We start from the raw sequence: 21,861 nt of genomic DNA, 5'->3' as shown, positions 1-21,861 counted from the left end.
CCGCGGCAGGCTCAGCGCTGCGGCCGGATCCGGTAGAGCGCGTTGTTGCGGTCCGCGCTCACGTAGATGGTGCCGTCGCTGCCGACTGCGACGCCGGTCGGCACATAGGGCGGCGGCATGCCCGGGCCGCTTTCGAGGCCGATCGGCAGTCCTTCGGCGACCGTGCGGCGCGTGCCGCTGGCGGGGTCGATCTCGACCAGCCGCCGCGCCGCGCTTTCCGCCACGATGAAGCTGCCCCACGGCGTCTGCGCAACGCCTTCGGGCATGGCCAAGCCTTCGGCGATGGTGCGCAGCGGCGCGCTCGCGTCCAGGGGAATGCGCGTCAGCTTGCCCGCGGCCTCCGTGACGTAGAGCGCACCGTCCTTGCCGACGATCATCTGGACCGGCCCGCCAAGGCCGCTGGCGATGACTTCCTTGTTCTCGAACTTCGGGCCACTCGCGCGCGTCACGCTGCCGGTGGCAAGTTCGGCGTAGATCACGCTGCCGTCGGGCATCGGTATGGCGTCGTAAGGTGCTTTCAGTGCGTGCAAGATGGCCGTGGTCTTCAGTGTCTTCCGATCCACCAACTGCACCGTGCCCGTGAACCATGACGCGAGTGCGAAGTGCGTCGCCGAAAGGCCCACCGCAAACGGATACTCCAGATCCGGATCGCGCTGCATGCGGAAGACGTCGCGCACGGCGCCGGTGCTGGCATCCACTTGGCGGAAGCCGAAGACATCGGCCACCCAGAGATCGTTGCCGTCGATCTTCATGCCGGCCGGCACCGCGAGCCTGCCGCCAGTCAGGAGCCGCAGTTCGCCCGTGTCGGGACTGAAAGCCTGGACCGAGTTGTCCGCCATGTTCGAGACATAGATGGTCCCGTCCGGCGCGATCGCCAAGTTGTCAAGCGACGGCTTGAGCTGCTTGGCGACGGTCTTGCGTCCAGTGGCCAGATCCACGCGCACCAGTTCGCCGCTGCGCGCATCGACCACCCACAGGTTGCCCTTGCCGTCGAGATTGGCGGCGGCGGGGATCTTGAATCCGTCGGCGATCACCGTCATCGCGCCATTGGCCGGATCGATCCTCACGACCTGGCCCTTGAACCACAGCGGGCCGTAGAGCATGCCGTCCGGCCCCACCTCGAAGCCGTTGAAGCCGCCCATGTCCTTCTTGATGAGGCGGGGCGGCTTCTGACCCGTCCGGTCGATCTCCCATAGGGCGTCGCCCAGGAAGACCTGCGAGGCATAGAGCTTGCCGTTACGCCGGTCGAAGTCGAGCGAGTTGAGTCCGGGCAGGTCCTTCGCGACCACCCGCATCGGCGCGTTGTCGTTCTCGCGCATGCGCAACATGCCCATCAGGTAGTTGGTCCAGGCGAGTTCGCCGTTGGGGCCGACCGCGATGTCGTCGGCCTGACCTTCGACGCTCTTGATGAAGACGCTCGCCGTACCGGTCTTCCGGTCGACTTCCCACATGGTGTTGCCGACGACGGAGCCGGCAAGCAAGCGGCCCTGCTTGTCGATGGCGAGGCCGTGCACGCCCGAAAACGCTGAGGGCGCCACGATCGCCTCGGGCGCGGCCCACCCGGCGGGCTTCGTTGCCGATGCGGCGGAAGCAGTGGCGGGCAGCGATGCAGGCGGTGCCGTGGTGCAGGCACTGAGAACGAGAAGGAAGGCCGACGCCAGAAGCGCGCTACCGATGACTTGTTTCATGTCGTCTCCTCAGGCTTGGAACCGCTTGCGTGTCAAACCCAGTGCGATCCAGAAGGCGGCCACGGTGTATGCCACCAGCACGAGTGCGTGCCGCCACCAGTCCGGCGGCCACTGGTCCATGAAGAGCGGCCGCACCAGCATCACCGCGTTGGTCAGAGGCAGCCACGCGGCGACCGCGCGCACGGCATCGGGCAGTTGGTCCAGCGGAAAGAACACGCCCGACAGGAACATCATCGGCGTCATGAAGAGCGTGAAGTAGTAGGTGAAGAAGTCGTAACCCTTCGCGAGCGCATTGAAGATCAGCGCAATGCACGAAAAGGTGATGCCCGCACCCGCCAGCACGAACCAAGCGATGATCAGCTTGGGGCTGTGGCTGATGCCCAGCGCCAGCATCACGAACATGATCGCCGTGGTCGTGAAGATCGCCTTGAAGGCCGCCCAGAGCATCTCGGCCAGCACCACGTCATCGAGCCCCACCGGCGCGTTCATGATGCCGTCCCACGTCTTCTGGACGTGCATGCGCGAAAACGCGGAGTAGAGCGCCTCGAACGAGGCCGCGTTCATCGCACTCATGCAGATGGAGCCGCTCGCCAGAAACAGGATGTAGGGGATGCGCGTGCCGTCGACCTCGACCTTGCCGACCAGCGCCCCCATGCCGTACCCGAAAGCCACCAGCCAGATCAGCGGTTCGGCGATGTTGCCGATCAGGCTCGGGATCGCGAGCTTGCGCCACACCAGCAGGTTGCGCAGAAACACTGGCCACCAGCGCATCGAGAGTTCGGGCGGGCGCCACACCGACACCGCCGGCGCCTCGGCGATTGGCGAAGTCGTATCCATCTGCATGCTCATCGTTGCCCCTTCTTGCAGGCTCTTCAGCCGTCTTCGCGTATTTGGCGGCCGGTCAGTTTGAGGAACAAGTCTTCCAGATTGGCAGGCCGATGAAAGGTTCGCAAGCCGCTGCGATCGCCGAGCGCAGCCATCAGCCCGCGCGCATCCTGCGTATAGAAGAACACCGTCTCGCCGCTGACTTCCACGCGCGCGGCATAGTCCTTGAGCGGCGACCGCGCCAGTTCGAGCGCGCCGTTGCCGTACAACTCGACAACGTCCGGCTCGAGGTATTGAGCGATCAGGTCGCGCGGACGGCCTTCCGCGATCTTGCGGCCATGGTCGAGCACAAGCAAGCGCGAACACAGCCGCTCGGCCTCATCCATGAAGTGCGTGGTCAGCAGGATCGACTTGCCCTGCTGAAGCAGCACCTGGAGCCTTTCCCACATCAGGTGGCGCGCTTGCGGGTCCAGGCCCGTCGTCGGCTCGTCGAGCATCAAGAGCTTCGGGTCGTTGACCAATGCGCGGGCCAGGGAGAGGCGCCGCCGCATCCCGCCAGACAGCTCGCCGGGCTTGGCGTCGGCCTTGTGCGAGAGAGCCGCGAACTCCAGCAACTGCGGGATGCGCGGCGTGATTTCCGCGCGCCGCATGCCGAAGTAGCGCGCGTAGACCATCAGGTTCTCGGCGCAGCTGAAATCGGGGTCCAGCGTATCGAACTGGCTCACCACGCCCAACTGAGCCTTGATGGCGCGTCCGTCGCGCGGCATCGAAAGCCCCCCCAATCCCTCGATCGTTCCGTGGTCCGGCGCGGTGAGGCCGAGGCACATGCGGATCGTGGTCGTCTTGCCCGCGCCGTTCGGGCCGATCACGCCGAGGCACTCTCCGGGCGCGATCTCGAAGGAGAGGTCGTCCACCACGGTCGTCGTTCCGTAGCGTTTATGGAGGTTGCGGGCCTGGAAGAGGGGGGCGGGCGGGGTCGGCACCGGGGCATTGTGGCGCATCGGAGGCTGGCATGGCGCCCGGCTTCAGAGGCGAAGACCGTCGAACTCGGCCTTCATCCAGTCGATGAAGGCGCGCGTCCGGGCGGGCAGCAGCCGCGCATTCGGATAGATCACGCTCACTGGCCGGGGCGGCGGCTCGAACGCCGTCAAGACCAACTCCAGGCGGCCCTGCGCCACCATCGGCAGCACCTGATAGGAGAAAAAGTTGCCGAAGCCCACCCCTGCTGCGCAGGCTTCCACAGCCGGCGCGATGTGATTGAACTCCAGGTTTCCACGAGTCGCGATCGACAGCGGCCGCCCGTCTTCGCGAAACATCCATGGGCCGACCGTGGACGGATGGATGCGCACGCAATTCGCATCCCGCAGTTCGCGCGGATGCATCGGTGTGCCGTGACGACGCAAGAAGCCGGGGCTTGCAACCACCACGCGGCGAATGCTGCCGAGTTGCTGCGCCACGAGCGACGAATCCTCGAGCTTGCTGATGCGTATGCCGACGTCGACGCCTTCTTCGAGCAGGTTCACGGACCGATCCTGGAGCAGTACGCTGCAGCGCATCTTGTCGTAGCGCTGGAGAAAGCGCACCACGGCCGGCGAAACGTACATGTGCCCGAACATCACGGGCGCGGTGATCGTGAGCAGCCCTGCCGGCTCCGTCGCATCCAGCGTGAGTGAACGATCGGCCGCATCGGCTGCGGCGAGCACCTCTCGGACGCTTTGCAGATAGCTGCGGCCTTCTTCGGTGAGCGAGATGCGTCGCGTGGTGCGGTGGAAGAGCCGTACGCCGAGGTGAGCTTCCAGCGCTGCAAGCGAACGCACCACTGCCGGAAGCGAAGTGTCCAGTGATTCGGCGGCCTTCGTGAGACTGCCCTGGTCGGCGATCTGCACGAAGGTCTGCATGGCTTTGAGTCGGTCCATGGGGCGATTAAATCCGATTGGCTCGATTAATCCGAAACTCGCAGCAGTCAACTGCGTTGTGCGCCATTACTCCTGCGCAAGGAGCAAACAACAATGAAGGCGTTGCAACAGGTCCGCAAGGATTCGCAAGGAGAAAGCGCATGTCTTCAACCCCGACCCGCCCAGCAGATCAAGCTCTAAAGCCATCGGAGAGGACTCGCATCATGACCGCCGCATCGGCTGCTGCGTCGGCTTGGCATGAAGGCGAACAGGCGATGCAGGCGCGCGCGGGCGTGCTGGAGCGCATGGCGATGTTCGGCACGCGCGTTCTTCGCGACTACATGCCCGACCAGCATCGGACTTTCTTTGCGCAACTGCCCTTCCTGATTGCAGCCAGCCTCGACGGCACCAAGCAGCCGTGGGCCAGCGTGCTGGCTGCGCCAGCGGGGTTTGCGCATTCGCCGGATGAGCATCATTTGCGAATCGACGCACATGCGGACGCGGGCGATCCGTTCTCGGATGGGCTGGTGCGAGGCGCGCAGATTGCGCTCTTGGGCATTGAGCCGCACACCGGGCGACGCAATCGGATGAATGGGGTGGTGGAGGAGATGGATGCAAGTGGCTTCACTGTTGCCGTGCTGCAGAGCTTCGGCAACTGCCCGAAGTACATCCAGGCGCGCGAGCCTTTGTTCGTCGATGAGTCGCGCACGGGGTTGCCTGTACGGCGCATCGATGTCCTGGACGCCGCCGCCCGCCGCATGATGGCGAATGCCGACACGTTCTTCATCGCGACAGCGCATCCCTCAGCCGGTGACGGCGCGACATCGCACGGCGTCGATGTATCGCATCGCGGCGGACGGCCGGGGTTCGTGCGCGTGTCTGACGATGGCGCGCTGACCGTGCCGGACTTCATCGGCAATTCGTTCTTCAACACGCTGGGCAACATCGCAGTGAACCCGCGCGCGGGCTTGTTGTTCATCGACTTCGACACCGGCGATCTGCTTCAACTGGCGGTGACGGCCGAGGTGATCTGGGACGGTCCTGAGCTTGCCGCTTTCGAAGGTGCCGAACGCCTTTTGCGCATGCGAGTGGTCGCTGCGATCCATCGGCCGGCCGCCTTGCCGCTGCGTTGGGGGCCGGCGCAGTTGTCGCCCTTTCTCGCCGGCACCGGAAATTGGCCGCAGGCGTCGTGAGCCGTCCGGTCAGTGGAAGCAAGGAATGCGCGCGTTCACGGAGGGCTGGTAGTCCCAGCCGCGCTCGTGCAGCCCATCGGTCGCGAGGCCACGTGACAGCAGCGCCTGAAGGCCCGCCGCTGCGGCAGTGCAGGCGAGCGATTGGCCGGGACACGCGTGCTTGCCATAACCAAAGCCCAGCGTCTGCCGACGGGCCCGCATCAGTTCGAAAGTCGCTGGCGCGGGATTGAGCGCGGGATCCCGATTCGCCGCCCCCAGCACCAGCAGAACCGCATCGCCCGCTGCGAGTTCGGTACCTGCGATCACAGCGTCTTGCGCGACGAAGCGGCGCGTGTTCTGAACGGACGGATCGTGGCGCGCAACTTCTTCGACCAACGCAGGCAGCAATTCCCAGCGTGAACCGAGCGTGCGGCGCAGGTTCGGCTCGCGTGCCAGCGCGGCCAGGCTGTTGCCCAGCAAGCCCGCCGTCGCTTCGCAGGTTTGCGACAGCAGGCCGATGAGATTGGCGCGAAGCACTTTCGTGCAGCGCTCCGGTGCCTCGGTCTGCACAGCCGCGAGCAGGCTGCCGCCGCGCGCCGGGGCGGCCGCAGCGTGCTGCTCGAATCGCGCCATCAAAGCCACCGCCGCATCGCTGGCGGCGTCGAGTCGAGCCTGCGTCGACAGCGGCGACAGGCAGGCTACGAAGTCCCGCATCCAACGCGATATTGCCGGCAAAGCTTCGTCAGCGAAACCCAGAAGATGGGCCACGGCGCTGACCGGGAACGCGAAGCAGAAATCGCCGAGCGTTTCATCCGCCAGCTTTTCAGCGACCCGCAATGCATCGGCATGCGCCGCGGCGAGATCGAGCCGAGCCAACGCACGTTGCAGCACCGGCTTGTGAGCCGCGTGCAACTCGCCGTCATTCATACGGACGAGCTGGCCGAACACCTCGCCCGCCGGTGTCCCGGCGATCACATTCGGCACGGATTCGCCAACCGGCCGCACACGCAAGGCATCGCTCGACAGCAGTTCGCGCACGACGTCGGCACGGCTGGCAACCCACAGTCGCAGGCTTTCGTCGCGGACCAGCGCGGGCCCGCTGCGAAGCGTGGCGTACCACGGATAGGGATTGGGATGCGTGACAGCCGCAATGGCGTCTGCGGGTAGGGCGAGATGGTTCATGCGGCAAGTGTGGTGCTTTTCAAGCGATCACACTTCGCTTACGATCGAAGTATGGACGCAACCGCCGACTCCCATCTCGCCCGGCTCGCAGGCGCCATCGCCGAGCCGGCCCGCTCCCGCATGCTGTGCTGCCTGATGGACGGCCACGCGCGCACCGCGACCGAACTGGCCGCCGTCGCCGAGGTTGCGGCATCGACCGCGAGCGCCCATCTGGCGCGCCTCAAGGAGCAGCGGCTTGTCGAATCGGTTGCGCAAGGCAAGCACCGGTATTTCCGGCTGGCCGGCAGCGAGGTGGCTGCCGTGCTCGAAAGCCTGCTGGTGGTTGCCGGCGTCACGCGCAGCGAGTTTAGGCCGACAACGCCGAGCCGGCTTCGCTCGGCGCGCACTTGCTACGACCACATGGCCGGTGCCGCGGGCGTGGCACTGCACGATCACTTGCACAGCCAAGGCTGGCTGAAGGCTTCGTCGGACGGTGCGGGCCGGTCGTATGACCTCACGCAGAAAGGCATGGCCGCACTCGAGGCGCTCGGGGTCGACGTCGAAGCGGCGCGCGCCAGGCGCAGGCGGTTTGCTTGCGCGTGCCTCGACTGGAGCGAACGCCGCCCGCATCTTGGTGGCGCGTTGGCAGCGTCCTTGCTGCAGCTTTCATTGGAGCGCGGCTGGGTCCGCCAGGATCTGGACAGCCGCGCCCTGGCGGTCACGCCGCGTGCGCGCCGGGAAGCGCCGGCGCTGTTCGGCGAAGCGGGCGCCCCGCCGGCCGGCTATTGAAACGCCACTTCCGCAAAGCTGCGCAGCTTGCGGCTGTGCAGCCGGCTCGATCCTTCCTTGCGCAGGACGTCGATGGCCGCCATGCCGATGCGCAGGTGTTGTTCCACGCGCTCGCGATAGAACTGGTTTGCCATTCCAGGCAGCTTGATCTCGCCATGCAGGGGCTTGTCGCTCACGCACAGCAGCGTGCCGTAGGGCACACGAAAGCGGAAGCCGTTGGCCGCGATGGTTGCGCTTTCCATGTCGAGCGCGACGGCGCGGCTCTGGCTGAAGCGGCGCTGGGGCTGGTTGCCCGGCAGCAACTCCCAGTTGCGGTTATCGGTGCTTGCGACGGTACCCGTGCGCATGATCTTCTTGAGCTCGGTGCCTTGCGTGCCGGTGACCTCAGCCACCGCCTTTTCGAGAGCGAGCTGGATTTCCGACAGCGCCGGGATGGGCACCCACAACGGAAGCTCCTCGTCCAGCACGTGGTCTTCGCGAACGTACGCATGCGCGAGCACGTAGTCGCCAAGCCGCTGCCCCTGACGCAGCCCCGCGCAGTGGCCGAGCATCACCCATGCGTGCGGACGCAGCACCGCGACGTGATCGGTGATGGTCTTGGCGTTGGCCGGCCCGACGCCGATGTTGACCATCGTGATGCCGGTGCAGTCCTCACGCACCAAGTGGTAGGCAGGCATCTGCGGCAGGCGGGCCGGCGACGTGCCCTGCGTCCCGTCGAGCAACTCGCCATACACACGGCTCGACCCAGCCGCCATCCCGCGGCGGCGCGTGACCACGTTGCCTGGCTCGATGAAGGCGACGTACTCGCTCTTCTCGTCGGTCATCGCCTCGTGTCCGAGCCGCACGAATTCATCGATGTAAAACTGGTAGTTGGTGAACAGCACGAAGTTCTGGAACCATTCCGGCGCCGTGCCGCTGTAGTGGCGCAGGCGATGCAGCGAATAGTCGACCCGCGCCGCCGTGAAGAGCGACAGCGGCTGAGCCTCTCCAGGCTTGGCCTCGAAGGTGCCGTTCGCGATGCCGTCGTCCATTGCGCCCAGGTCTGGCAGGTCGAAGACATCGCGCATCAGCGCACGACGCTCCGCGCTCATCGTGCCTTCGATGTGATCGTTCTCGGCAAACGAAAAGTGAATCGGAATCGGCTGTGTGCTCGTGCCGATCTCGAGCTCCACCTGATGGTTCTCCAGCAGCAGCCTGAACTGCTCCCGGTAATACCGCAAAAACAGATCCGGCCGCGTCAGCGTCGTCTCGTAGCGCCCCGGCCCCGACACAAACCCGTAGCTCAACCCCGCATTGGCGACCGGCGTGCGCCGCGACACCGTGTGCGTATGGATCCGCACAAACGGATAACAAGCACGAACCCGCCCCGGCAGGCTTTCCCCAGCCACAAACCGCTGCATCGCATCCCGAAGGTGCTGCAACCCCCCGTCATAAATCAGCCGAACCTGCTCCAGGGCAGCATCAGCATCGGTAAAACGCGCAGGAGCAATAAACGCAGGCATATAAGGCATGCAACATTGTGGCCCACCATCAAGTCACGCAGCCACCAGCAAAAATGGCCGGCGCAGCCCCGCCAAATTCGCGAACACCGCGGAACTGGCTTCGCCAGGCCGCTGGTGTTGCCCCCGGTAGGGGGTTGGCGAAGCGACACGAAGTGCGCGCAGCCTGGGGGCGAGCAACAGTCAGGGCATAGGTTCGCGCATGGTCACGAACTCCTCGGCCACCGTGGGATGAATCCCGATCGTGCTGTCGAACAGCGCCTTCGTCGCCCCGGCCCGCATCGCCACTGCAAACCCCTGAACGATCTCCCCGGCATCCGGCCCGACCATGTGCAAGCCAACCACCTTGTCGCTGGCCGTCTCGACGACCAGCTTCATGAACGTGCGCTCCTCGTTCCCCGACAGCGTGTGGCGCAGCGCCCGGAACTCGCTCGAAAAAATCGTGACCTTGCCGAACTTCATCCGCGCCGCGGCTTCGGTGTAGCCGCAGGTGCCGACATTCGGGTGCGTGAACACGGCGGTCGGCGTGTATTCGTAGTCGAGCTGCCGCTTGCCTTTGCCGAAAAGCGAGTCCACCACCACCATTGCCTCCGCCAGCGCGACCGGCGTGAGCTGCTGGCGAGTCGACACGTCGCCGACCGCGTAGATCGAAGGCACGGAGCTGCGATAGTGCGCGTCGACGATCACGCCCCCGCGCTCGTCGAGTGCCACACCCGCCGCGTCGAGCCCCATGCCCTCGGTGTTGGGCACCCGGCCTGTCGCAAAAAGGATGACGTCGGCCTCCACCCGCTGGCCGCGAGAGAGCATGGCGCACAGGCCGCTCTCCAGTCGCGTGATCATGTTGATTTCGTTGTTCAGCCGGATGTCGATGCCGGTCCGGGTCATCTCCTTGGCAAGGAACTGCCGAAGATCCTCGTCAAAATCATTGAGCAGATGCGCATTGCGCTGCACCTGCGTGACCTTGGCGCCCAGGCCGTTGAAGATCGAGGCGAATTCGCAGGCGATGTAGCCGCCGCCCACCACCAGCAACCGCTTCGGAAACGGGTCCAGATCGAACATCGCGTCGGACACGACGATGTGCTCACGGCCCGTTACGTCGGGCACGAAGGGCATGCCGCCGGTGGAGATCAACACATGCTGGGCCGTGAACCGGCGCTCACCGACCTGCAGCGTCTGGGCGTCCGCGAACTGCGCCCAGCCCTGGATGAGCGTCACGCCCGCGCCTTCGAGCAGGTTGCGATAGACACCATTGAGCCGCGTGATTTCGCGTGCCCGATTCGCCTTGAGGCGCGCCCAGTCAAAACGCGTTTCGCCGACATGCCAGCCGTAGCCTGCCGCTTCCTCGAAAGCGTCTGCATAGCCGGCCGCATAGCTGTAGAGCTTCTTGGGGATGCACCCGACGTTGACGCAAGTGCCGCCGAGTTCGGCGCATTCGGCCAGGGCCACTCGCGCGCCGCGCTGCGCCGCCATACGGGCAGCGCGCACGCCACCGCTGCCGCCGCCGATCACAAAGAAGTCGAAGTCGAATGTGCGCATGGAAGCTCCTTGGCGCCGACTGTAGCCGGCGCAAGGAGAAGCCGCTGCGCACTGTGGCGGATTACGGCCGGTCGACCAGGCCCTGTTGCGGTTGATCCGGGCGGCCCGGGGCGCGGGGCCGAAGTTCCTGCGCCTGGCGCGCCGCCTGTTGCCGTTGCTGGATCATCTGCTGCGCTTGCTGCTGTTGCGCCCGCATGGCCTGTTGTTGCTGCATCTGCATGGCTTGCGCCTGCGCTGCGCGTTGCTGGGCTTCAGCCTGCTGTCGCTGCATCTGCTGCAATTGCTGCGCCTGTTGTGCTTGTTGCGCCTGCATGGCTTGGGCCGCTGCGCGTTGCTGGATTTCCTGCTGCTGGCGCTGTGCCTGTTGCAGTTGCTGTGCTTGTTGAGCCTGCAAAGCCTGCTGCGTCGCGGCACGGCGCTGCGCTTCCTGCTGCTGCCTTTGGGCCTGCTGCAGTTGCTGCGCCTGTTGCGCCTGCATCGCTTGGGCGGCGGCACGCTGCTGCGCTTCCTGTTGCTGGCGTTGAGCCTGTTGAAGTTGCTGCGCTTGCTGCGCCTGCATGGCCTGCGCTGCGGCGCGTTGCTGCACTTCTTGCTGCTGCCGCTGCACTTGCTGGAGTTGCTGTGCCTGTTGCGCCTGCATGGCTTGAGCGGCCGCTCGCTGCTGCAGTTGTTGTGCCTGCTGAGCTTGCTGTGCCTGAACGGCTTGCCCTGCCGCGCGTTGCTGGATTTCTTGCTGCTGGCGCTGGATCTGCTGTGCCTGGAGCGCTTGCTGAGCCTGTTGAACTTGCTGGGCCTGCTGGAACTGCTGCATCTGTCGTTGCTGCTGTCTCGGCTGCACCGCACCGGGCGGAGGCACCGCCGCGGCCCTGCTGAAGGCCGCGGGTGACGGCCCACCGTGCAACGGGATTGGCGCGCCCATCCCCACAGGCACGCTGGCAAGCCGCTCGGTGGGCACACGGACGACCTCTCGCCGCCCGATCGGCCCGCGAGCGAAATGATCCGCCGGCACGACCGTGACCGCCCCGGGCATCAGCCGATTGGCAAACTCGGCATTGCGTGCGGCGTTCTGCGCGGCGATTTGGCGGCCAAGCGCAGCGCGATTGGCTTCGTCGATATAGCGCTGGCTGGCGCGGTAGCCGGGCCGCCATGCCTCGCCGGGAGCCAATGGGAACCACCCCACACCGTGGCGCCCTCCGCCGATCGCCAGGTTGGCACTCGCGCCGGCGGCCGTGCCGCCCACGAAGCCCACAAGCGCAGGCGCATAGACAGGGCGCGCGTGCTGACGTCCCGGAACCCAGCACCAGCGCGACCCGACGCGCGCCCATCGGCCGTAGTGTGTCGGTGCAAAGCCCCAAGGCGCGGCGTCGATCCAGGTCCATCCCCAAGGCGCAACCTCGGCCCATTGGCCGTTCTGATAGGGCGCCCAGTCGGCGTCGACATTGCGCGGATACCAGACCTGACCGTAGTTGGGATCGTTCTGCCAATCGCCATAGGCGTCGAGTTGCTGGTAGCCGACGGTGTCGCGCGACACATAACGCGCGGAGACCGACTGGTCGTCGATGCGATCGCGTTCCGCCACCCAGCGGTCGAAGTCGCTCGCCGCGCGGACCGGTGCGCCGTTCGCGGCTGCGAGGTTCCTGCCGGAGACCGTCAGTTGCTGATGCGGCCCCAGCGGCGTGCTTTCGCCGTTCTCGCCGAAGAGCGTGACGTTGCCCGCCGCGACCGAGACCTGGGTCGTGCCCGAGCCCGGGTCGACGTTGATGCGGAAGTCCCCGGGGGTGTCCACGATCATGGCCATGTTGGCGGTGTCGACCTCGAAACGTCCGCCGGCGAGATCGTCGCGCACACGAACCTGAAGGCTTCCCTGAGTGGCTGTGATGCGGGCCGTGTTGTCGTCGACCTCGGACATCGTGATGCCGGTCTGCTCGTCGAGCCGCACGGCGGTCGAGCCCACGTAGACCTCTGCGCGTGCGCTTCGATCGGCCCACAGGCGGTCGCCGGTGGTGAGCGGCCGATTGGCGACCGCCTCATACCAATTGTCATCGCCGGCCGGCGAGAAGCTCACCGAGCCTTGCTGGAAATTGAGTCGTCCGACGCGAGTCGGAGGGTCTTGCTGCGCTGCCGCAAGCACGCTGGTCAGGAGCAGCGCCAGCCCCAGGAGCCAGCCGGTCGCGCGACGCGGAAACGGGGTGGTGCGTTGGTTCATGGAAGGGTCCTCGGTACTGACCACTCAACGCGCGATGGCGCCTTGGCGCTGGCATCCGCATTGCAAAGCAATACGAATATCCCGCACGGGAGGAAACCAGGTGTAAGCCGAGCGCCCCTGTCGCTATGGGCGCACCACCATGCGCTTGGCGGCCGTGGAAATCCAATCGGCAATAGAACCGGAAACTGCAGGATCTGTCGTCCGACCTAACCCGTTGATAAACAGACGTTATTCACGTATTTTTAAGGAAAAGGAACCGGAATTCATGTCGGTAAAATCCAAGGCAAGCGCCGTCTATGACCAACCCCATCAGTTTGAGCCCCTTCTTCCGGCTCAGGACCTCGATGGGCTGGTTGAAGCCACGCGTCGGATCTTCGAAAAGTCTGCGCAGTTGCGAGCCTCGGCAAGTCCCGAAGCAAGGGAGGCCCTGCGTGCGATTGTGCGGTCGATGAACTCCTACTACTCGAACAGCATCGAGGGCCAGGGCACGCATCCGGCGAACATCGAGCGCGCGCTCAGACACGACTTTTCCGAGAAGCCGGACGTGGCCATGCGACAGCGGATAGCCGTCGCTCACATCGAAGCGGAACTGGAACTTGAACGCCTCGTGACGACAGAGGCGGCCGCCCTCAGCAGCGAATTTCTTTTGAAGGCGCACGCGGCTCTTTACGGCAGGCTTTCAGAAGGCGACCGGCGAACGGAAGACGGGCGCATCGTTGTGCCAGGAGAGCTTCGCAAGCACGACGTTGCGGTAGGCCGGCATCAACCTCCGACCTGGCAGTCGGTGCCCCAGTTCTTGGCAAGGATGGATGAGAGATATGGTCGCCTCAAAGGGGTCGATGCTGTGCTCTACACCATCGCGTCTGCCCACCATCGCGTGGCGTGGACTCACCCGTTCGAGGACGGAAACGGGCGAGCTGTTCGCCTGCAGACCCACTGCTCACTGTTCCCTGTGAGCGGAGGCCTCTGGTCGCCAAATCGCGCGCTCGCGCGCCAGCGCAAGGTCTACTGCGAGATGCTCGACAACGCGGACAGTGCGCGGCAAGGCGACCTCGATGGTCGCGGAAACCTCAGCCAGAAGATGCTCTTGGCGTGGTGCCGCTACTTCATCGAGCTGTGCGAGGATCAGGTCACGTTCATGACCACGATGCTCGATCTTCGCAAGCTCAAGGACCGCATTCGCGCCTATGTTCTCGTGCGCGGGATCACGGATGGAATCTCCGAGTACCGTGAGGAGGCCATCTTTCCGCTTCAGACGGTCGCCACGGCGGGTTCGATCTCGCGGGGCGACTTCATCAGGATGACGGGCCTGGAAGAGCGCACGGGCCGGAAGGTCGTGTCGCGTTTCCTGGCCGACGGGCTGCTCAAAAGCGATGGTCACCGCTCAGACCTATGCATTGGGTTCCCCATGGCGTCGCTCAACATCCTGTTTCCCAACCTGTACCCAGAAGCGTCCGCGGCAGCGCTCGAGTAGCTGCACACCCACGAGCGGACTGGACAGGCACGCGGGCTCCCCCGCTGAATGAGCGGTTCGCCTTCTGTCTGTTATTAGCTAGCCCGCCGGCCTTGGCCTCGGATGGGCCAGGAAGAAACGCAGCATTTCAGCGCTGGCGTCAGGCCCGGTCGGATCGGTGAAAGAGCCCCTCGGGCTGCCGCCCGCCCAGGCGTGCCCGGCGCCATGCAGCAGCCAGTGTTCGATGGTCTCGCCGCCTTGCTCATAGACGCGGCGGGTGTACCTGCGGCCCTTGCTGGCCTGGCCTCTGGACTCGTCCGTGGGCGCTGCGGCGTTCTGGCTCGCGAGCGCTGCGGCCACCAATTGCTCGCCGTTTCGTGCGTGCACCGTGCCATCGGCGTCGCCGTGGAAGACGATGATCGGTATCGATGGCCGAAGGGTCGGTGCGGCCGCCTGTCCATTCTTCATCACCGAAAGCGCCGACATCAGGTCATGCGCGGCGCCAGCAGGGATCCCCGAATGCACCCCGACGGCGGCGAACAGATCGGGATGCGTCCGGCCGAGGATGTCCGCCATTGCGCCGCCCGCCGACAGGCCGGCCACATACACGCGCCCCGGGTCGACCGCTTGCTCCGACATCACCGACCTCGTGAGCGCTGCGAGCAGCGCCGGTTCGCCGCGATCGCGCTGCTGGTGCTGCGGCTTGAACCAGTTCCAGCATTTCGATGAATTGGCGTGCTGCGTCTGCGCCGGATAGAGCACCAGAAAGCCGTGCTCCTGCGCCAGTCGATTCATCTGCGTGCCGGCGGCGAAGTCGTCCGGATGCTGCGTGCAGCCATGCAGCATCAGCACCAACGGGCGGGCCGTTCCGGTGCCTTTCGCGGGAACGAAGAGCTTGTAGGCGATGCTGCGGTTGCGATGGGCAAAGAGGCCGTCCGTCCACTGGTCTTCGCCGAGCTCCGGTACGACTTCAGGCTCGCTCGGTGCATCGCGTGCCACGGGAGGCGCTTCGACAAATCGCGCCTCGACGTCGACCACCAGCCTGTCATCGTTCGCAGCATGGGTAGGGTGAGCAGGGGTGTGCTCGGCCTCGGCAGGGCGTGCGCCTGGCGCTTCCGGCGGAGAGTCGCCCTTCAATGCGCGCTGGATGGCGCGGGTCGCCTCCTGAAGATTGCCGCCCTGTGTCAGACGCGCGGCCTGATGCATCAGGCGTTCAAAAAGTTGATTCATCGGAACACCTCAGCGAATGCGATCGGCCAATGCAGCCTTGACGGCGGGTGGCGCATGCAGTGCGCCAAGAACGGTGATGGAGCCGATGGCGTCCCGCGCGAGTTCGGGCGTCACATCGGCCGAAATGCTCGCGAGGCCGAGCACCCGGATTTCGAGCTTTTCGCCGGCGTCGCGGACGGCTTGCAGATCGGCCGCGCCGAACTGTTGCAGCCCCAGCACCAGCATCTTTCGCGCAACCACCTGCTTCAGCGCGTCCCCGTGGACAGAAAGCTGATTGCGGATTGCCGTTCGTATGAAGTCCGTCCGGTTGGAATAGAAGCCTTCGGCGACCATCAGGTCGATGTGACCGAGATCCACATAGCCCAGGTTGATCGTGATCTTCTCGGCGTCGGGCAGCTTGGTGCGCGGTGCCAAGGGAACGAGTTGATTTTGCATGGCGCCATCCTAACACCATCCAGCCGGATGGTGTGCAGATGGCGTCCGGATGGTCCCGCAGATGGGTCTTGGATCGTTCTTGAATAGAAATCTCGTCGGCAGTATGTTGAACAGGCCCCGGGGGCACCGCTTCTCGAACTGGTGAAGAATGTGTGTTTCCCCAAGTTGGATCACGAAGGACAGCAAGCAATGACCAAGCCGGATGCGACCCCGCCAACATCAGCCGCCATTCCCCCCGGGCGAACTGGCGTCTCGCCGGCCACAGGCTATGCCGGCGACGTCACCCCCGAACAGGCTGCGCAATGGATGGCCGACGGCACCGCGGTCCTTGTCGACGTGCGCACGGATGCCGAACGAGAGTGGGTCGGCTATGTCCCCGGCGCCGTCGGCATCGCCTGGAAACAGTGGCCCGGGATGGCCCTGAACACCGCCTACGACGAAGCTGTGCGCGCCGCCGTCCCTCCCGGCAAAAAAGCGGTCCTGCTATGCCGAAGCGGCGTCCGCTCCATCGCCGCCGCCAAGCGTGCCACCGAACTCGGCATCGAGGCCTACAACATCCTCGAAGGCTTCGAAGGCGACCCCGACCCAGAGGGCCACCGCGGCCAAAAAGGCGGCTGGCGCCTCCGCGGCCTCCCCTGGAAGCAAAACTAGCCCTCCCCAGCGTTGCGTAACCCGCTCGCTGGACACGGCGGAGGCTGCCGGTGTCGCCCGGGCCGAGCAACAGGAACACCGCGGAACCGGCTTTGCCGGGCCGCTGGTGTTGCCCCCGGCAGGGGGTAGGCGGCTACACGAAGTGAGCAAGCCTGGGGTGAGCAAGTGACACCGCGGAACCGGCTTTGCCGGGCCGCTGGTGTTGCCCCCGGCAGGGGGTGCAGAGCCACACGAAGTGGGCGAGGCTGGGGGCGAGTTAGATCTTCGGGATCCTGAGCTTCTGCCCCGGATAAATCTTGTCCGGACTGCTCAGCATCGGCTTGTTCGCCTCGAAGATGGCGTTGTACTTGTTGGGATCGCCGTAGTACTTCTTCGAAATCGCAGACAGCGTGTCGCCCCGAACCACGTCGTGGTACTGGGCCGGGTCTGCTGCAGGCGCGGAGAGCTTGTTGTCGACCTGCGTCACATTGGCCACGTTGCCGGCAGCCAGCGATGCCTTTTCACTCGCTTCCTGCGACGGCGCGCTGCCCGAGAGCGTCACGGTGCCGCTCGCCGCGACGTAGGTCACCTGGAGCCCGGTCAGGCCGAGGTTTTGCGTCTCGATGTACGTCTTGATCGCGTCGGCGGCCTTCTTCTCGGCATCCGGTTCCGGCGCCTGCGCGGGCTGTCCGGCTGGCGCGGCATGTGCGGTGGACCCACCGAACAGCTTTTCTCCCGCTTCCTTGATGAAACTGAGCAAACCCATCGTCTTCTCCTTGCGGCTGGTTGATCGAAGGAATGATTTAAGTGCGGAAGATGGCCCGCAAGCGTAGTCCGCCACCCCATCTGCAGCCTTGCCGGTTGCAAAGTCGTAAATAATCCCGCGCATGGCCTTCCTCGCGATCGACATCGGCAACACCCGCCTCAAGTGGTCCCTCTACGATGCCGCGCGACCCGGAGCAGCGCTGGTCGCGCACGGCGCCGAGTTTCTCGATCACATCGAGCGCCTTGCCGAGGGGGCATGGGCCGAGCTCCAGGCGCCAGCGTCGATGCTGGGTTGCGTCGTGGCCGGCGATGCGGTCCGGCGCCGCGCGGAAGAGCAATTGGTCGAGCGCTTCGATTGCTCGCCGCGGTGGGTGGTCTCCAGCGTCGCCGAGGCGGGCATCGTGAACGGCTACGACCACCCGACACGCCTGGGTGCCGATCGCTGGGTTGCGATGATCGGCGCGCGCCACCGCATGCTGTCGCAAGGCCCGGCACGCCCGATGGTGGTCGTGATGATCGGCACCGCAGTGACGGTCGAGGCGGTCGATGCCAACGGCCGCTTTCTCGGCGGCCTGATTCTTCCAGGGCACGGCATCATGCTGCGCGCGCTCGAATCCGGCACCGCCGGCCTGCACGTGCCCACCGGCGAAGTGCGAGAGTTTCCAACCAACACCAGCGACGCGCTGACCAGCGGCGGCACCTACGCCATCGCAGGCGCGGTCGAACGCATGGTCCAGCACGTGCGGGCGCACTGCGGCGCGGAACCCGTCTGCTACATGACGGGCGGCGCAGGGTGGAAGATGGCGCCAAGCATGAACGGCGAGTTCGAACTGGTCGACAGCCTCATCATGGACGGGCTGCTGGTGATCGCCGAAGAGCGACTGCTACCCAACTGACCCAGCCGTCAAACGGTCAAGCCCTCAAGCAGTCAGGCAGTCAAGCCATCCACCGCCTGGAACATCACCTGCCGGGCCTGACTGATGACCTGCCCCCGCCACGCATCGGAGTCCGTGTAGAAGGCTTCGAGCATGCCCGCATGGATGGAATCGGCCAGTTCGGCCGGCGCGTCCGGATGCTTGTGCAGCCAATGATCCGCGCGCAGAGCCGCCATTACGTCGATCAGCGGCAGCGTGCCGTACTCGAGCGCCATGCCGGTGTACTCGGCTTTTGGGCATTCTTCGTAGATCGCACTCCAGTTGAGCCCGGTCAAGAATGCGGAAGCGGATGACCCGTCGTAGATCGATGTGACCGGCGTTGCCGGCGAGCCCCACCAGGCATTCGCTCGGTCGTAGGCCTGCTGGTCGTCCCTGCAGGCAAAGATGCGCTCGCCAATGCCGTTGGGCCCCAGGCCCGTGTGCAGATCGACCCACGCCAGCCGGCGTGCGCGCTGGCCGTGCGTGCGCAGCACATCCCGAAAGGTCTTGTTGCTCCACGTCGGCGCGTGGCCGCCGAAGAAGAGGCCGTCCTCGAACTGATATTGCCCGCGTGTGACCGCGGCCTGAAATGCACTGGCGCCGTTCTTCGAAACCCAGGCAGCGATCGCGGCCACGTTTTCCTCGGTCGGCGGCCATGTCTCCGGCAGAAGCAGCGGATGCAGGCTCGCATACGGCTCGTTCACCGGCAGCGGCTGCTCGAAATCGAAGAAGTTGCGGTTCAGGTCGACGTTTTCCTGCGTCACGCGCCGGCCATACGAAAAGCCATGCGGATTGAGCGCATGCACATAAAGCACCGCCACGCCTTGCGCGCGAGCCTTTTCGCGCCATTCGTCGTCGTGCAGCGCAAAGACCTGCACGCCGCTGCCGCAATGGCCTTCGACGCCATGGCAGGCGCTGGTCACGAGCAGCATGCGCTCGGCATCGGGATCGCCGTCGAGCGCGACGTCCATCGCGAGTTCTTCGCCGTCGCGCCCCTTGAGCGGATGCACATGCGAACGCACGGCAAGCCCTGCGTTCGCACAGGCCTGGAGGAATTTCTGTCGCGCGATGAAGTAGCGAGATGCGAAGGCTTCGCCGACAGCGATCATGCTGCGGCCCCCGGCGTGGTTGGCGCATTCAGAAACTGTTCCGCCAATTGCACCCAGCAGGTTGCGCCCAGGGGGATCAGGCTGTCGTTGAAGTCGTAGCTTGCGTTGTGCAGCGTGCAGGGGCCGGCGCCGTGGTGCATGTCGCGATGCGTGCCGTCGCCGTTGCCGATGAAGGCATAGGCGCCCGGCTTGGCCTGCAGCATGAAGGAGAAATCCTCGGCCGTCATGGCGGGCTCCTGCAGGAGCACGTTGTCGGCGCCGACGATGCCGCCCATCACGCGGCGCGCGAAGTCGGCTTCGGCCGGCGTGTTGATGGTCGGCGGATAGGTGCGGATGAATTCGAAGTCGCAGCTTGCGCCATGCGCCGCGCAGATGTGCTCGGCAATCTGCTTCATGCGCGACTCGATCAGGTCGAGCACTTCGTGCGTGAAGGTGCGAACGGTGCCGCGGAGTTCTGCGTCGTTGGGCGTCACGGTGGGCGCTTCGCCGGCATGGAACATCGTCACCGAGATGACGCCGGCGTCGATCGGCTTCATGTTGCGCGTGAGGATCGTCTGGAAAGCCTGAACCATTTCGCAGGCGATCGGCACTGGATCGATGCTCGTGTGCGGCAGCGCCGCATGGCCGCCCTTGCCGCGCACGACGATGTGAAACTGGTTGCTCGAAGCCATCACCGGCCCGGGGCTCACGGCGAATTGCCCGGCCTTCATGCCCGGCCAGTTGTGCATGCCGAAGACGGCATCCATCGGAAATTGCTCGAAGAGGCCCTCCTTGATCATCTCGCGTGCACCGCCGCCGCCTTCTTCGGCGGGCTGGAAGATGAGGTAGACGGTGCCGTCGAAGTTCCGGTTCCTGGCCAGGTGCTGGGCGGCCGCCAGCAGCATCGCCGTGTGGCCGTCGTGGCCGCAAGCATGCATCTTGCCGTGGTATTTGCTGGCGTGTTCGAAGGTGTTGAGTTCGGTCACGGGGAGGGCGTCCATGTCCGCGCGCAAGCCGACGGCCCGGGTGCTGGTGCCGTTCTTCACGATCCCCACGACCCCCGTGGTGCCGAGGCCGCGGTGGATGGGAATGCCCCATTCGGTGAGCTTGGCCGCTACCACGTCGGCGGTGCGGACTTCCTGGTAGCAGAGTTCTGGGTGGGCGTGCAGGTCACGTCGGACCGCGGCGATACCGGCCGCCTGGGTGACGAGGGAATCGATGAGTTTCATAGGGCAACAGTCTAGGCTTTGCGGGAATGCCCGCAAAGCCCGTGCCTGCCCTGATCAACGCGCCGGGCCGGACTTCCGGGACAATGGCCGGCATGCCCCATGTGCTTTCCACCCGCAGCCTCGAACTCGCGCAGACGCTCGTGCGCATGAACACCGTGAGCGCCAACAGCAACCTCGAGTTGATCGACTTCGTGCGCGACCATCTTGCCGGCCTGGGCGTGCGCAGCCGCCTCACCTACAACGCCGACAAGACCAAGGCAAACCTGTTCGCCACGTTGGGCGCCGGCAAGCAGGCCGGCGTGATCCTCTCCGGCCACACCGACACCGTGCCCTGGGAAGGCCAGGAATGGACCGTCGATCCGCTTTCGGGGACCGTACAGGACTGGCCCCGTGTCGACGCGCATTCCGAGACAGCCATGGTCGAGCCGCGTTTGTACGGACGCGGTTCGGCCGACATGAAGAGCTTCATCGCGGTGGCGCTTGCCAACGCCGAGCGCTTCATCGAAAGCGAGTCGCCCTTTGCGGTCCACTTTGCTTTCAGCTATGACGAAGAAGTCGGCTGTTTCGGCGTGAAGGAACTGATCGCCGACATGAAGGACCAGGGGATCAAGCCGCTGGCCTGCATCATCGGAGAGCCGACGTTGATGGTGCCGGCCATCGCGCACAAGGGCGTCTACCGCTACAAGTGCTGCGTGCGCGGCAAGGAGGCGCATTCGTCCCTCACGCCGCACTCGGTCAATGCGATCGAGATGGCCGCGCGCGTGGTCGGCAAGTTGCGCGACATGGCCGAGGGATTCGAGCGCGAAGAGCGGCGCTACGAGGGCTTCGACGTGCCCTTCAGCACCGCGAGCGTGGGGCAGTTTCATGGCGGCATCGCCGACAACGTGGTGCCGCGCGATGCGGAGTTTCGCTATGAATTCCGCAACCTGCCCACGAGCGACGTGGTGCAGATGCAGAAGGAAATCACCGCCTTCGCGAGCCGCACCGAAACGGCGATGAAGAAGGTTGCGCCCGAAGCCAGCTTCAGCTTCGAGACCATCTGCGAAATCCCGAGCTTCCTGAGCTCGGCGAGCGAGCCCGTGACACGGCTCGCGCAACGGCTTGCCAAGGAGCAGCGCACGACGCTGGTCGCATTCGGCACCGAGGCCGGCATCTTCAGGAATGCCGGTATTCCCACCGTGGTGTGCGGCCCCGGGAGCATCACCCAGGCGCACCAGCCCGACGAATACGTCACGCTCGAGCAGCTCGCACGCTGCGAAGACTTCCTGCGGGGACTCGCCGCGACGAAGGAGATCCGCTGAGTCCGCCGCCGGGCCGCCCCAAGGCGGACTGCACGCCCCGGGGAG

General features: G+C 65.4%; 19 protein-coding genes. 6 read left to right on the top strand and 13 right to left on the bottom strand.

Annotated features, from left to right (window positions below):
- Nucleotides 1-11: 11 nt before the first annotated feature.
- Genes AC1DMA_RS10550 through AC1DMA_RS10535 form a run of 4 tightly spaced genes read right to left on the bottom strand, consistent with a single transcriptional unit; the run spans nt 12 to nt 4,429 of the window.
- Nucleotides 12-1,688, bottom strand: a complete 1,677-nt coding sequence (locus AC1DMA_RS10550) for a Vgb family protein (protein ID WP_478144144.1) — start codon at nt 1,686-1,688, stop codon at nt 12-14.
- Between the two features lie 9 nt (nt 1,689-1,697).
- Nucleotides 1,698-2,531 carry an ABC transporter permease gene (locus AC1DMA_RS10545; RefSeq protein ID WP_478144301.1) on the bottom strand — a complete coding sequence of 278 codons (834 nt, stop codon included), beginning with the start codon at nt 2,529-2,531 and terminating at the stop codon, nt 1,698-1,700.
- Between the two features lie 29 nt (nt 2,532-2,560).
- On the bottom strand, nt 2,561-3,514 hold the full coding sequence (locus AC1DMA_RS10540) for an ATP-binding cassette domain-containing protein (protein ID WP_478125013.1): 954 nt from the start codon (nt 3,512-3,514) through the stop codon (nt 2,561-2,563).
- Between the two features lie 24 nt (nt 3,515-3,538).
- Nucleotides 3,539-4,429: a LysR family transcriptional regulator gene (locus tag AC1DMA_RS10535; protein WP_478144143.1), complete on the bottom strand. Its 891-nt coding sequence runs from the start codon at nt 4,427-4,429 to the stop codon at nt 3,539-3,541.
- A 203-nt stretch (nt 4,430-4,632) separates the two neighbouring features.
- On the opposite strand from AC1DMA_RS10535, the gene AC1DMA_RS10530 reads away from it, so the two are divergent.
- Complete coding sequence (locus tag AC1DMA_RS10530) at nt 4,633-5,601, top strand: pyridoxamine 5'-phosphate oxidase family protein (protein WP_478144142.1); 969 nt, start codon at nt 4,633-4,635, stop codon at nt 5,599-5,601.
- A gap of 9 nt (nt 5,602-5,610) precedes the next feature.
- Here AC1DMA_RS10530 and AC1DMA_RS10525 read toward each other — a convergent pair whose 3' ends face one another.
- Nucleotides 5,611-6,762 carry a cytochrome P450 gene (locus tag AC1DMA_RS10525; RefSeq protein WP_478144141.1) on the bottom strand — a complete coding sequence of 384 codons (1,152 nt, stop codon included), beginning with the start codon at nt 6,760-6,762 and terminating at the stop codon, nt 5,611-5,613.
- A gap of 51 nt (nt 6,763-6,813) precedes the next feature.
- On the opposite strand from AC1DMA_RS10525, the gene AC1DMA_RS10520 reads away from it, so the two are divergent.
- Complete coding sequence (locus tag AC1DMA_RS10520) at nt 6,814-7,530, top strand: ArsR/SmtB family transcription factor (RefSeq protein WP_478144140.1); 717 nt, start codon at nt 6,814-6,816, stop codon at nt 7,528-7,530.
- On the opposite strand, the gene AC1DMA_RS10515 is transcribed toward AC1DMA_RS10520, so the two are convergent.
- The 3 genes from AC1DMA_RS10515 to AC1DMA_RS10505 form a co-directional block, all read right to left on the bottom strand.
- Nucleotides 7,524-9,041 carry an AMP nucleosidase gene (locus tag AC1DMA_RS10515; RefSeq protein WP_478125008.1) on the bottom strand — a complete coding sequence of 506 codons (1,518 nt, stop codon included), beginning with the start codon at nt 9,039-9,041 and terminating at the stop codon, nt 7,524-7,526. The two genes, AC1DMA_RS10520 and AC1DMA_RS10515, sit on opposite strands and share 7 nt — an antisense overlap.
- 171 nt (nt 9,042-9,212) lie before the next feature.
- Nucleotides 9,213-10,565, bottom strand: a complete 1,353-nt coding sequence (gene gorA, locus AC1DMA_RS10510) for a glutathione-disulfide reductase (RefSeq protein WP_478144139.1) — start codon at nt 10,563-10,565, stop codon at nt 9,213-9,215.
- Between the two features lie 61 nt (nt 10,566-10,626).
- The gene (locus tag AC1DMA_RS10505) at nt 10,627-12,771 is read right to left on the bottom strand and encodes a DUF6600 domain-containing protein (protein ID WP_478144138.1); all 2,145 of its coding nucleotides are present in this window, start codon (nt 12,769-12,771) and stop codon (nt 10,627-10,629) included.
- A gap of 139 nt (nt 12,772-12,910) precedes the next feature.
- Here AC1DMA_RS10505 and AC1DMA_RS10500 point away from each other — a divergent pair, with 139 nt between their 5' ends.
- Complete coding sequence (locus tag AC1DMA_RS10500) at nt 12,911-14,245, top strand: Fic family protein (protein ID WP_478144137.1); 1,335 nt, start codon at nt 12,911-12,913, stop codon at nt 14,243-14,245.
- Between the two features lie 78 nt (nt 14,246-14,323).
- Here the strand turns inward: AC1DMA_RS10500 and AC1DMA_RS10495 are convergent, their stop codons facing one another.
- Entirely contained in the window at nt 14,324-15,454 is a 1,131-nt protein-coding gene (locus tag AC1DMA_RS10495; RefSeq protein ID WP_478125004.1) for an extracellular catalytic domain type 1 short-chain-length polyhydroxyalkanoate depolymerase, read from the bottom strand.
- Nucleotides 15,455-15,463: 9 nt separating this feature from the next.
- The gene (locus AC1DMA_RS10490) at nt 15,464-15,889 is read right to left on the bottom strand and encodes a CopG family transcriptional regulator (RefSeq protein ID WP_478144136.1); all 426 of its coding nucleotides are present in this window, start codon (nt 15,887-15,889) and stop codon (nt 15,464-15,466) included.
- Nucleotides 15,890-16,078: 189 nt separating this feature from the next.
- Here AC1DMA_RS10490 and AC1DMA_RS10485 point away from each other — a divergent pair, with 189 nt between their 5' ends.
- Nucleotides 16,079-16,540 (top strand): rhodanese-like domain-containing protein, encoded by a 462-nt coding sequence (locus AC1DMA_RS10485; RefSeq protein ID WP_478144135.1) that lies wholly within the window; start codon nt 16,079-16,081, stop codon nt 16,538-16,540.
- Nucleotides 16,541-16,796: 256 nt separating this feature from the next.
- Here AC1DMA_RS10485 and lysM read toward each other — a convergent pair whose 3' ends face one another.
- Nucleotides 16,797-17,285: a peptidoglycan-binding protein LysM gene (gene lysM / locus AC1DMA_RS10480; protein ID WP_478144134.1), complete on the bottom strand. Its 489-nt coding sequence runs from the start codon at nt 17,283-17,285 to the stop codon at nt 16,797-16,799.
- A 121-nt stretch (nt 17,286-17,406) separates the two neighbouring features.
- Between lysM and AC1DMA_RS10475 the strand changes: the two genes are divergently transcribed.
- Nucleotides 17,407-18,180 (top strand): type III pantothenate kinase, encoded by a 774-nt coding sequence (locus AC1DMA_RS10475; protein ID WP_478144133.1) that lies wholly within the window; start codon nt 17,407-17,409, stop codon nt 18,178-18,180.
- Nucleotides 18,181-18,212: 32 nt separating this feature from the next.
- Here the strand turns inward: AC1DMA_RS10475 and AC1DMA_RS10470 are convergent, their stop codons facing one another.
- Nucleotides 18,213-19,307 (bottom strand): M14 family metallopeptidase, encoded by a 1,095-nt coding sequence (locus AC1DMA_RS10470; protein WP_478144132.1) that lies wholly within the window; start codon nt 19,305-19,307, stop codon nt 18,213-18,215.
- A complete protein-coding gene (locus AC1DMA_RS10465; protein ID WP_478144131.1) occupies nt 19,304-20,515 on the bottom strand; it encodes a M20 aminoacylase family protein in 1,212 nt (403 codons plus the stop codon). Before AC1DMA_RS10465 ends, AC1DMA_RS10470 begins: the two co-directional genes overlap by 4 nt.
- 92 nt (nt 20,516-20,607) lie before the next feature.
- Between AC1DMA_RS10465 and argE the strand changes: the two genes are divergently transcribed.
- Nucleotides 20,608-21,816 (top strand): acetylornithine deacetylase, encoded by a 1,209-nt coding sequence (gene argE / locus AC1DMA_RS10460; protein WP_478144300.1) that lies wholly within the window; start codon nt 20,608-20,610, stop codon nt 21,814-21,816.
- Nucleotides 21,817-21,861: the final 45 nt, after the last annotated feature.

Source organism: Variovorax sp. 05N34, assembly GCF_056397405.1.
Note: the sequence above shows the minus strand (reverse complement) of the source record. Positions and strands in the feature narration are given on the sequence as shown.